The sequence below is a fragment of the Kitasatospora sp. NPDC001225 genome (genome assembly GCF_053597855.1).
Window position 1 is genome coordinate 1 of sequence record NZ_JBSFJC010000190.1, and the last position, 11,561, is coordinate 11,561.

The following is an 11,561-nucleotide window of genomic DNA, read 5'->3' on the forward strand; positions in this document are numbered from 1 at the left end:
GGCCGCACCGCGCCCCGGCGGTGGGCGCCCGGGCGGCGCGGCCGGCCGTCCTCGGCCAGCCGCTGGGCCACCCGCAGGCAGCGCAGGTCCAGGAAGGCGTCGAACAGCTCGCCGCGGCGCACCGGCCCGTCGCGCAGCCCCTGGGCCCACAGCTCCCCGGCCAGCCGGACGGCCAGCGGGTGCCCGCCGTCCCCGGCGGCGGCCGGGTGGCCCGGCGGCAGCCCGTACCGGCGGCGCACCCGCTCGGCCGCCTCGGGGGGCAGCGGGCCGAGCCGCTGCCCGGCCAGGCTCGGCCCGTCCGGGCCGCGGCCGTCCATCCGTACGGTGGGGGCGCTGCCCAGGTCGCCGTCCGGGTGCGGTTCGGCGGTACGGCGGGGGCCGGGCGTGCCGCTCCCCCAGGTCTCGGCCGCGAGCCGCTCCCAGAGCTCCTCGCCGCAGGCGGTGACCAGCCGGGCGCCGCAGCCGGTCAGCCACTGGCCGGCGCCGCGCAGCCAGCGCGCGTCCACCGCCAGCGGGGCCTCCTCGGGGCCGTCCAGGACCACCAGCAGCGGCCGGCCCGCCGCCGCGCACAGCGCCGCCACCGGCTCCGGCGCGGGCGCCGGGGTGCCGAGTCCGGCCGCGGCGGCGGCCAGCGCCCGCTCCAGCGGCTCGGCGAGCGAGCGGTCCCCGGCCCGCAGGTCGGCGCCGCGCAGCCAGAGGGTGGGCAGCGGGTGGGCGCCGCCGTGCCGGCGGGCGGCCAGCGCGGCCAGTTCGGTGGTGCGTCCGCTGCCGGGGGCGCCGACCAGCGCGGTGACGGTCGCGGCCGGCTCGTCCCCGGCGAGGCCGTCCGGCCGGTCCACCCGGTCGGCGGCCAGGTCGGCCACCCGGGCGGGCCCGGCACCGGCGGCCGTCACCTGGGCGGCGGTCAGCCGCAGCACCCCGGCCAGGTTGAGCGCCGGGCCGTAGCCGGGCACCGCCGCCGCGTTGCTCGCCAGCAGCCCGGCCAGCACCCCGGCGGCCGCCGTCCCGTCCGCGGGGCCCGCCCCCACCGCCACGGCCGGCAGCGCCCCGCCGTGCCGGGGGTCGCGCAGGGCGGGCGCGGCCAGGGCGACCACCGCCCCGCTGCGGGCGTCCAGCACCGGCGAGCCGGCCGGCACCGCGACCCCGCCGACCACCGGCACGTCCAGCAGCAGCACCCCGCCCAGCCGGTGCCCGCCGTACGCCGCGCCGGTGACCCCGAGCAGCCCGCAGCGCAGCGCGACCACCCGGCCGTCCTCCCCCACCAGCGCGGGCAGCAGCACCTCGTGCCCGGCCGCGACGGCGGCCAGCGGCAGCGGCGGCACCGGCAGCCCGCCGACCGCCTCGGTGCGCAGCAGGGCGAGCCCGTGCCCGGGCAGCGGCAGCACGGCGTCCGGGCCGAGCACCCTGGTCTGCCCGCCGGGGGTGTGCAGGACGACCCGGTCCAGTCCGGCCACGCTCTCGTGTGCCGTCAGCACGCCCCCCTGCGGGTCGGCGACGAACCCTAAGCCGTGCAGCCGCCCGTTGAGGTCGCGGATCCGCAGCAGGTACCGCCCCGGATCGCCCTCCAGAAACCCCGGCATCCCATGCCCCCTCGACCGTCGCTCGCCCGCCGCCCGGAGCCTGCCCGCGCGGGAGGCGGTCCGACCGCGCCCGCGCCGCTCACCACGGGCGTTCACTCCGCGCGCTCCCTCGTGCGGGTGAAAGGGGGTCCGGGAACGGGGAAGCCCCCGTCGGGACGATTCCCGACGGGGGCTCCGAACAGCGGGGGCGTCAGCCGACGAAGACCGCGACCGGCTTCGCCTGCCCGCCCTTCTCCTCGACCAGCGCGAGGAAGCGCCCGTCCGGCCCGAACACCGCGATCGGCCCGTCCACGCCCATCCCGGGCGCCTTCAGCCGGGCGCCGTGCGACAGCTTCTCCGCCGAGGCCTCGTCCAGGTCCCAGCGCGGGAAGGCGGCCGCCGCGGCCTCGCCGATCGGCAGCACCTCGAGACCCTTGGCGGACTCGCCGGTGACGTCGGCCTCCAGCTGCTCCAGGGTGCGCGCCGACTCCACCCCGTACGGCCCGACCCTGGTGCGCCGCAGCGCGGTCAGGTGCCCGCCGACGCCCAGCCCGGCGCCCAGGTCCCGGGCCAGCGCCCGGATGTAGGTGCCGGAGGAGCACTCGACGGTGACGTCCAGGTCGATCACCGGCGTGCCGTCCTCGGCGACCGCCGCGCGCTGTCCGTGCACGGTGAAGGAGTGGATCGTGGTCGGCCGGGCCGCGAGCTCGAAGTCCTCGCCCTCGCGCACCCGCGCGTACGAGCGCTTGCCGTCGATCTTGATCGCGCTGACCTTGGACGGCACCTGCATGATCTCGCCGGTGAGCGCCGCGATCCCGGCGTCGATCGCCTCCCGGGTGACGGCGTCGGCCGGGGCCGAGGCGGTGACCTCGCCCTCGCGGTCGTCCGTGACGGTGGTCTGGCCGAGCCGGATGGTCGCCTCGTAGGTCTTGGCGGTGAGCATCAGGTGGCCGAGCAGCCGGGTGGCCCGCTCGACGCCGATCACCAGGACGCCGGTGGCCATCGGGTCCAGGGTGCCGGCGTGCCCGACCTTCCGGGTCCCGGCCAGCCACCGCAGCTTGGCGACGACCCCGTGCGACGTGATGCCCTCAGGCTTGTCGACGATCACCAGGCCGTCCGGGCCGGTGCCTTTGCGCTTCATCGGGTTCTTTCTCTCAACAACAACAGCAGAGATGATCAACGTACCGGTCGCAGGGCGCCCCGGAACCGCTCGACCACCGCGGCCACGTCCTGCCGGACGCTGAATCCGGCCGCGAAGACGTGCCCCCCGCCGCCCAGTTCGGCACAGGCCGCGGCGACGTCCACCGCGCCCTTGGAACGCGAGGAGCCGCGCAGCGTGCCGTCCGGGTCCTGCTTGAGCACCAGCGCCACCTCGGCCTCGGCCGGGCGGCGCAGGATGTCGATCAGCCCCTCGATCTCCTCGACCGTGACGCTGAACAGCGCGAGGTCCTGGTACGGCACCCAGGTCCACACCAGGCCCAGCCCGTCCGCCGCCTCCGGCTCGTAGACGGCCCGGTCGAGCGCGCCCGCGAGCACCTTGAGATAGCCGAAGGAGGAGGTGTCCCACAGCTGCCGGGCGATCAGGTCGTGCCGGATGCCGGTAGCCAGCAGCCGGGCGGCCAGCTCGTGGGTGGCGGGCGTGGTGGCCCGGTACTTGAACGAACCGGTGTCGGTGGCGACACCGGTGTAGAGGCAGGTGGCCAGCTCCTGGTCCAGCTCCACGCCGAGCCGGCGCAGCAGTTCGTCGACCAGCACGGCGGTGGCCGGCGCGGTCGGGTCGATCAGCTGGTGGGTGCCGAAGCCCGGGTTGGAGGCGTGGTGGTCGAGCACCACCAGGACGGGCGCGGCGAAGGCCTTGGCGTGCAGCAGGCCGAGCCTGCTCTCCGCGGCCACGTCGAAGCAGAGCACCAGTTCCGGCACGTCCGGCACCTCGACAGCCGGCACGATCAGCTCCTGGCCGGGCAGGAAGGCCAGCGACTCGGGCACGACCTGCGGGTCGTCGCCGAAGGAGACCCGCACCTGCTTGCCGAGCGCCCGCAGCGCCAGCGCCGCCGCCAGCGAGGAGCCCAGCGCGTCGCCGTCCGGGCAGATGTGGCAGATCAGGTCGATCGAACGGGCCCGCCCGATCTCCGCCACCACCTGCTGCCAGAGCAGCTCGAACCCGCTCTCCTCGGCGCGCGGGCCCGGAAGCGCCACGAGGGCACCCTCCACCGTGCTGGTGGAGGACGCCCCCGTGGTCGATCCGGCTCGCGAGGCGGCCTGCGCCGGCTCACCCGCCATGACTACTCGTCCTCGTCGTCACGCTCGGCCGCCGGAACCCGGTACGGGTCCGCCTCGCCGGCGTAGCTCGCCCCCGCGGCCCGGGTGCGCACGGCGGCGTCCGAGTTGCGGGCCCGGTCGAGCAGGTCGTCGATGTTCCGGGCGTTGTCCGGCAGCGCGTCCGCGACGAAGGTCAGCGTCGGGGTGAAGCGCACCCCGATCTTGCCGACCTCGGAGCGGATCACGCCCTTGGCGCTCTCCAGCGCGGCCGCGGTGGCCTCGCGCTCGGTCTCGTCACCGAAGACGGTGTAGAAGACGGTGGCCTCGCGCAGGTCCCCGGTCACCCGGGTGTCGGTGATGGTCACGAACCCCAGTCGGGGGTCCTTGATCCGCCGCTCCAGGGTCTGGGCGACGACCACCTGGATGCGGTCGGCGAGCTTGCGCGCCCTAGCGGTGTCGGTCACGTTGCCTCCTCGTGCAATGGGCCCGGTACCCGGGAGAACTGCGCACCCGTCGGGGCCCACGCCCCAAAGTACCGGCCCGCGCCCGGCCTTGCGGGCGCTCTCGGTCCTGATCCGTGTGAGAACGGCGACTTCCGTCGGCCGGCTCCACGGTCCTCATTCGTCGTCGTCGTTGTGGTACCGCCGCCTCGCGGAGAGGAGCTGTACCTCGGGGCGGCCGGCGACCAACCGCTCACAGCTGTCCAGGACCTCGGTGACGTACCCGGCTTCGCCGGAGACCACCGCGAGGCCGATCTCGGCCCGGCGGTGCAGGTCCTGGTTCCCGGTCTCGGCAGCGCACACGCTGTACTTGCGCTGCAGTTCGGCCACGATGGGCCGCACGATCGAACGCTTCTCCTTGAGCGAGTGGACGTCGCCCAGCAGCAGGTCGAAGGTGAGTGTTCCCACGAACATGTATGACAGGTCTCGCCGACCTGGAAGGCCTCGGGGAGCAGCCCGGAAACGGGCTGGCGCCACTGTGTGACTACCCCGGACCCTACACAGCGAGACCGGGGCCGGTCGACGGAAATACCACCCGTCGACCGGCCCCGGCTGACACCGACTAGGCGCGCGGCTTCTCGCGCATCTCGTAGGTCTCGATGATGTCCTCGACCTTGATGTCGTTGAACGACCCCAGGGTGACACCGGCCTCGAAGCCCTCGCGGACCTCGGTCGCGTCGTCCTTGAAGCGGCGCAGACCCTCGATGGTGAGGCTCTCCGCCACGACCTTGCCGTCGCGGATGAGGCGGGCCTTGGCGTTGCGGCGGATGATGCCGTCGCGGACCAGGACACCGGCGATGTTGCCGAACTTGGAGGAGCGGAAGACCTCGCGGATCTCCGCGGCGCCGAGGCGCACCTCCTCGTACTCCGGCTTGAGCATGCCCTTGAGGGCGTTCTCGATCTCCTCGATCGCCTGGTAGATGACCGAGTAGTACCGGACGTCCACGCCTTCCTTGTCGGCCGCGGCGCGCGCACGGCCTTCGGCGCGCACGTTGAAGCCGATGATGATGGCGTCCGAGCCCATCGCCAGGTCCACGTCGGACTCGGTGATGGCACCCACACCGCGGTGCAGGACCCGGAGCTCGACCTCCTCGCCCACGTCCAGCTTGACGAGGGCGTCCTCGAGGGCCTCGACCGAACCGGAGACGTCACCCTTGATGATGAGGTTGAGCTGCTCGATGGAGCCGGCGGCGATGGCCTTGTCCAGGTCCTCCAGGGACACCCGGACCCGACGCTGCGCGAAGGCGGCGTTGCGGTCGCGGGCCGAGCGCTTCTCGGCGATCTGACGGGCGGTGCGGTCCTCGTCGACGACGATGAAGCTGTCGCCGGCGCGGGGCACCGAGGTCAGACCGAGCAGCAGCACCGGACGGGACGGGCCCGCCTCGGCGAGGTTGTTGCCGTTCTCGTCCAGCATGGCGCGGACGCGGCCGTAGGCGTCGCCCACGACGATCGAGTCACCGACGCGGAGGGTACCGCGCTGGACCAGGACGGTCGCCATGGCGCCGCGGCCCTTGTCCAGGTGGGCTTCGATCGCAATACCCTGCGCGTCCTGCTCGGGGTTGGCCCGCAGGTCCAGCGAGGCGTCCGCGGTCAGGACCACGGCCTCCAGCAGCTGGTCGATGTTCAGGCCCTGGCGCGCGGAGATGTCGACGAACATGGTGTCGCCGCCGTACTCCTCGGCCACCAGACCGAACTCGGTCAGCTGACCGCGGACCTTGGTCGGGTCGGCGCCCTCGACGTCGATCTTGTTGACGGCGACCACGATCGGCACACCCGCGGCCTTGGCGTGGTTCAGCGCCTCGACCGTCTGCGGCATGACACCGTCGTTGGCCGCGACCACCAGGATCGCGATGTCGGTGGACTTGGCACCACGGGCACGCATGGCGGAGAACGCCTCGTGACCCGGGGTGTCGAGGAAGGTGATCGGGCGCTCTTCGCCGTTCACCATCGTCGCCACCTGGTAGGCACCGATGTGCTGGGTGATGCCACCGGCCTCGCCGGCCACCACGTTGGACTTGCGGATCGCGTCCAGCAGGCGGGTCTTACCGTGGTCGACGTGACCCATGACGGTGACGACCGGCGGGCGCGGGGCCAGCTGGTCCTCGTCGCCCTCGTTGGCACCGAAGTCGATGTCGAACGACTCCAGCAGCTCGCGGTCCTCGTCGTCCCGGCTGACGATCTCCAGCTGGAAGCCCATCTCGCCGGCCAGCAGCTCGAGGGTCGCGTCGGAGACCGACTGGGTCGCGGTGACCATCTCACCGAGGTTGAACATGACGGAGACGAGCGCGGCCGGGTTGGCGTTGATCTTCTCCGCGAAGTCCATCAGCGAGGCGCCGCTCGACAGGCGAACGGTCTGGCCGTTGCCGCGAGGGAGCATCACACCGCCGACGGACGGGGCCTGCATGGCCTCGTACTCCTGGCGCTTCGCCCGCTTCGACTTGCGACCGCGAGCCGGGCGACCGCCCGGGCCACGACCGAAGGCACCCTGCGTGCCACCACGGGCACCCGGGCCACCGGGACGACCGCCGAAGCCGCCGGGACGGGGGCCGAAACCGCCGCCACCACCGGGGGCGCCGCCACCCGGACGCGGACCGCCGAAGCCGCCGCCACCGGCCGGACGCGAGCCCGGACCGGCCGGACGACCCTGGAAGCCGGGACGGGCACCGCCGGCGCCGCCCGGACCACCCGGACGGCCGCCGGGGCCACCCGGACCACGGCCACCGGGGCCCGGACGCGGGCCGGCCGGACGCTGCGGCATCATGCCCGGGTTCGGGCGCGGCATGCCGGACGGGGACGGCGCGCCGGGGCGCGGACCGGCCGGACGCGGCATGCCGTCGGGACGCGGGGCGCCACCCGGACGGGGGGCACCGGCACCCGGAGCACCCGGACGCGGAGCGCCACCCGGACGCGGCGCACCGGCACCCGGGGCACCGGCGGGACGCGGACGGTCGCCACCGGGACGCGGCGCACCGGCACCCGGGGCACCGGCGGGACGCGGACGGTCGCCGCCCGGACGCGGACGGTCGCCACCCTGGGCACCACCCGGACGCGGAGCACCGCCCTGACCACCCTGACGGCGGTCGCCGGGGCGGCCCATGCCGGTGGCGCTACCCGAGGTGAACGGGTTGTTGCCCGGACGCGGACCGGCCGGACGCGGGCCCGGACGGGCACCGCCGGAGGCCTGGCCGCCACTCGGGCGCGGGGCCTGGGCGGCGGGACGCGGGGCCTCGGCCGGAGCCGGCGAGGAGAACTCGGCCGCGGGCGCGGCCGGAGCCGCCGGAGCGGCGGGACGCGCGGCCGGACGCGGGCCCGGAGTCGGCGCGCCCGGCTTCGGGGCACCCGCTCCGGCCGCGGGGGCCGCAGGGGCGGCAGCCGGCGCGGAAGGCGCGGCGGCAGCCGGGGTCGGACGGGGACCAGGGGTCGCGCTGGGGCGCGGACCCGGGGTCGGAGCGCCCGGCTTCGGGGCACCCGAGCCGGCCGCGGGGGAGGGCGCCGCGGGCTTCCGCGGGCCCGGCTTGGCAGCGGAACCACCACCGGTGGGGGCCACACCAAGCGCGTCAGTCAACTTGCGTACGACCGGCGCCTCGATCGTCGAGGACGCCGAACGGACGAACTCGCCGAGCTCGGTGAGCTTGGCCATGACGGCCTTGCTCTCCAAGCCAAGCTCCTTGGCGAGTTCATAAACCCGGACCTTAGCCACTTCACTCCTGTCTATGAGTCCGGGGGTCTCGTCCGCCGGACTGTCGCTACTTCATGGGCGTACCCATCGCGTACTCATCGCGTACTCATCGAGAGCTCATCGCAATCTCGACCTACTTCCACATCGCGAGGTACCTGACTGGTGGCACGGCGCGCGGCTGCCCGAGCGCTGTGCTTGTTGCGGTGGTTCTCCGCCGCGCGAGCGGCGAGTGTCGCGGGAGGCCGCCCGGCTAGGGGGCTCCGCCCACCAGCTCCCCGATGAACCCGCGGAGCCGCTCGGTGTCGAGCGCGCCCTGGAGCCGGAAGGCCCGGGGGAACGCCCGACGGCGGACCGCGAGGTCGAGGCAGGCCGGATCGGGGTGCAGGTGAGCTCCCCGGCCCGGGAGTGCGCCGCGGGGATCAGGGACGCACTCGCCCTCGACCGCCGTGACACGCAACAGCTGGTGCTTGGCCGCTCGCTTGCGGCAGCCCACGCAGGTGCGTTCCGGGCGTGCTCGGACATGCGTCCGGCCAGACGAAGGCAAGTCTACCCCTCCGAAGCGACATGGCGCCGCCCCGCCGATCCCGGAGGACCGGCAGGGGCGCACACGACAACGATGATTACCGGGCCTGCGATTCCTCGGCGGGGACCTCGGTGTCCGGCCGGATGTCGATCCGCCACCCGGTCAGGCGCGCGGCCAGGCGGGCGTTCTGCCCCTCCTTGCCGATCGCCAGCGACAGCTGGTAGTCCGGCACGATCACCCGGGCGGAACGCTGGGCGGCGTCCACGATCTCCACGCTGGTCACCCGTGCGGGCGACAGGGCGGCGGCCACCATCTCCCGGGGGTCCTCGGACCAGTCGACGATGTCGATCTTCTCGCCGTGCAGCTCGCCCATCACGGCGCGCACCCGGGAGCCCATCGGGCCGATGCAGGCGCCCTTGGCGTTCAGGCCCTGGCGGCGCGACCAGACCGCGATCTTGGTCCGGTGGCCGGCCTCACGGGCGATCGCCGCGATCTCCACGCTGCCGTCCGCGATCTCCGGGACCTCCAGCGCGAACAGCTTCTTCACCAGGCTGGGGTGGGTGCGCGACAGCGTCACCGAGGCCCCGCGCACGCCGCGGCGCACGGCCACCACGTAGCACTTCAGGCGGGTGCCGTGCCGGTAGTCCTCGCCCGGGACCTGCTCCTGCGGCGGCAGGATGGCCTCCAGCTTGCCGATGTCGACCAGCACGTTCTTCGGGTCGTTGCCCTGCTGGACGACACCGGTGACGATGTCGCCCTCCTTGCCCGCGTACTCGCCGAAGGTCTGGTCGTCCGCGGCGTCGCGCAGGCGCTGCATCATCACCTGGATGCCGATGCTGGACGCGATCCGGCCGAAGCCGCTCGGGGTGTCGTCGAACTCCTTCGGCTCGACGCCCTCGTCCAGCTCCGCCGGGTCCTCCATCGCCCACACGGTGACGTGGCCGCTCTTGCGGTCCAGGTTCACCCGGGCCCGCCGGCGCGAGCCCTCGGTGCGGTGGTACGCGGTGAGGAGGGCGGACTCGATGGACTCGACCAGCAGGTCGAAGGGGATGTTCTTCTCGTTGACCAGCGTGCGCAGGGCACTCATGTCGATGTCCACGGCTACGCCTCCTCGTCTTTCGTCACGTTCGTCATGGTCGTACGGCACCGGGGGTTCACTCGGCGCCGTCCTCCCCCTCGTCGAAGTCCGCGGCCTCGTCCAGGAGCTCGTCGTCCTTGCGGTTGAACTCGACCTGGACGCGCGCCCGGGCCACCTCCGCGTACGCCAGACGGCGCTCCTTCGGACGGCCGCGTCCCTTCACCGGCTGCACCTCGACCAGTGCGCCGTCCTCGTCGGCCTCCAGCACCCGGGCGACGATCTCCCCGCCGTCCTCCAGGTGGATCTTGGCCAGCCGACCCTCGGCGCGCTGCCAGTGCCGGGGCAGGACCAGCGGACGCTCCGCACCCGGCGAGCCGACCTCCAGCAGGTACGCGTCGTCCCCCATCAGGTCCGACTCGTCCAGGGCCTCACCGACCACCCGGCTGAACTCGGCGATGGCGTCCATGTCCACGCCGCCGTCGGTGTCGACGTCGATCTGCACCTGCCGACGGCTGCCCGCCCGGGTGACCCTGACGTCCTCCAGATCCAGTCCGGCCTGCTCGGCCAGCGGCTCCAGCAACGCTCGCAGCCGGTCGGTGTGGGTGGTGCTCATCCGGGTGGACTCCTCGGCCGCGTCTGCTGTTGTCAGAAGGTCGCCCCGCGCCCCCGGTGTGCCACACCGGGTCACGGCAGCTCGGCCCAAAGCCTATCCGGTCAAGCCCCCAACCACCGATTCCGGACCTCCGCCGACCACGCCCACGCCACCCACTGCGAGCAAGCTCACACCCGGCACGGCATCCCCGAACCGCACCCGGGAACGTGGGGATTCTGTAATCATTCACGCCAACGAGGGCAGGCGGGGAGGCCGTCCTCCCGTACCCGCCCGGAGTGATCCCGATGCAGCCGCCCAGCCGACGGACCTTCCTGGCCCTCGGACTGCTCACCACCCTCACCGCCTGCACCGCCGACCCCCACGGCGCCCACCCGGCCGGCCCCACCCCACCCCGCGACCTCGACACCCCGGCCCGCCTGCGCGCGATCGCCGACACCGACCTCCTGCTCGGCGCCTACGACAACCTGCTCACCGCCCCGGGCGCCCAGACCGCCCTGCTCCAACCGCTGCGCGACGACACCGCCCGGCACCGCGCCGCCCTCGCCCAGGGCCTGCCGAGCGCGAGCCCCTCCCCCACCGGCACCCCGTCCCGCGCCCTCCCCACCCTCCCCGAGCTGGCCCTCATGGAGCACCGCACCGCCGAGTCCCACCTCCAGGGCCTCGACGAGGTCAGCCCACCCCTCGCCCGCCTGCTCGCCTCCGTCTCCGCCGGCAACGCCCTGCACGCCGCGGCCCTCGGCGACCAGACCCCCGTCAAAACCCCCGACGGCACCACCACCGCCGGCAGCACCACCACCGAACGCGCCGCCGACGCCAACGCCGCCGTCCCCGCCCTCCAAGCCGCCCTCAGCGCCGAACACGCCGCCGTCTACGGCTACGGCGTGGTCGGCGCCCACCTCCCCGACGACCCCCAGCGCACCGCCGCCCGCACCACCCACGCCGCCCACCAGGCCCAACGCGACGCCTGGCAACGCCTCCTCACCTCCGTCACCGCCGCCCCCACCCCCGCCGCCGCCGGCTACCAGCTCCCCTTCCCCGTCGCCTCCCCCACCGACGCCGCCAAACTCGCCGTCCACCTGGAAACCCGCCTGACCACCACCTACGCCGACCTGCTCCTCACCCTCCCCACCCCCTACCGCCCCTTCGCCGCCACCGCCCTCCGCGAAGCCACCCTCCGCGCCCACACCTGGGGCGCCCCCACCCCCGCCCTCCCGGGCATCCCCACCTGACACCCCCTTCTGGCACCCCCCTCAGCGGGCGCGCCGGGCAACGCCCCGCCCACGCGCCCGCCCCCTCAGCCCCCCACCTCCCTCTCCGCGGCCACCTCCCCCACCCCCACCCACCCGCCCC

General features: G+C 74.5%; 9 protein-coding genes and 1 pseudogene. 1 reads left to right on the plus strand and 9 read right to left on the minus strand.

Annotated features, from left to right (window positions below):
* The 9 genes and pseudogenes from ACWDCZ_RS36175 to rimP all read right to left on the minus strand — a co-directional run.
* Positions 1–1,580 (minus strand): annotated as a pseudogene (locus tag ACWDCZ_RS36175) (serine protease); the annotation flags it as partial.
* Between the two features lie 190 nt (positions 1,581–1,770).
* Positions 1,771–2,700, minus strand: a complete 930-nt coding sequence (gene truB / locus ACWDCZ_RS36180) for a tRNA pseudouridine(55) synthase TruB (protein WP_049658666.1) — start codon at positions 2,698–2,700, stop codon at positions 1,771–1,773.
* Between the two features lie 35 nt (positions 2,701–2,735).
* The gene (locus tag ACWDCZ_RS36185; RefSeq protein ID WP_079272940.1) at positions 2,736–3,839 is read right to left on the minus strand and encodes a DHH family phosphoesterase; all 1,104 of its coding nucleotides are present in this window, start codon (positions 3,837–3,839) and stop codon (positions 2,736–2,738) included.
* Positions 3,840–3,841: 2 nt separating this feature from the next.
* On the minus strand, positions 3,842–4,282 hold the full coding sequence (rbfA, locus tag ACWDCZ_RS36190; protein WP_049658664.1) for a 30S ribosome-binding factor RbfA: 441 nt from the start codon (positions 4,280–4,282) through the stop codon (positions 3,842–3,844).
* 153 nt (positions 4,283–4,435) lie between these two features.
* Complete coding sequence (locus ACWDCZ_RS36195) at positions 4,436–4,732, minus strand: DUF503 domain-containing protein (protein ID WP_030289887.1); 297 nt, start codon at positions 4,730–4,732, stop codon at positions 4,436–4,438.
* 148 nt (positions 4,733–4,880) lie between these two features.
* The gene (infB, locus tag ACWDCZ_RS36200; protein ID WP_449818103.1) at positions 4,881–8,018 is read right to left on the minus strand and encodes a translation initiation factor IF-2; all 3,138 of its coding nucleotides are present in this window, start codon (positions 8,016–8,018) and stop codon (positions 4,881–4,883) included.
* A 229-nt stretch (positions 8,019–8,247) separates the two neighbouring features.
* Positions 8,248–8,541 carry a YlxR family protein gene (locus ACWDCZ_RS36205; RefSeq protein WP_074006403.1) on the minus strand — a complete coding sequence of 98 codons (294 nt, stop codon included), beginning with the start codon at positions 8,539–8,541 and terminating at the stop codon, positions 8,248–8,250.
* Positions 8,542–8,617: 76 nt separating this feature from the next.
* Positions 8,618–9,619, minus strand: a complete 1,002-nt coding sequence (nusA, locus tag ACWDCZ_RS36210) for a transcription termination factor NusA (RefSeq protein ID WP_049659751.1) — start codon at positions 9,617–9,619, stop codon at positions 8,618–8,620.
* Between the two features lie 55 nt (positions 9,620–9,674).
* Positions 9,675–10,211 (minus strand): ribosome maturation factor RimP, encoded by a 537-nt coding sequence (gene rimP, locus ACWDCZ_RS36215; protein ID WP_074006402.1) that lies wholly within the window; start codon positions 10,209–10,211, stop codon positions 9,675–9,677.
* Positions 10,212–10,495: 284 nt separating this feature from the next.
* On the opposite strand from rimP, the gene ACWDCZ_RS36220 reads away from it, so the two are divergent.
* Positions 10,496–11,440 carry a ferritin-like domain-containing protein gene (locus tag ACWDCZ_RS36220; RefSeq protein WP_449818104.1) on the plus strand — a complete coding sequence of 315 codons (945 nt, stop codon included), beginning with the start codon at positions 10,496–10,498 and terminating at the stop codon, positions 11,438–11,440.
* Positions 11,441–11,561 lie beyond the last annotated feature (121 nt).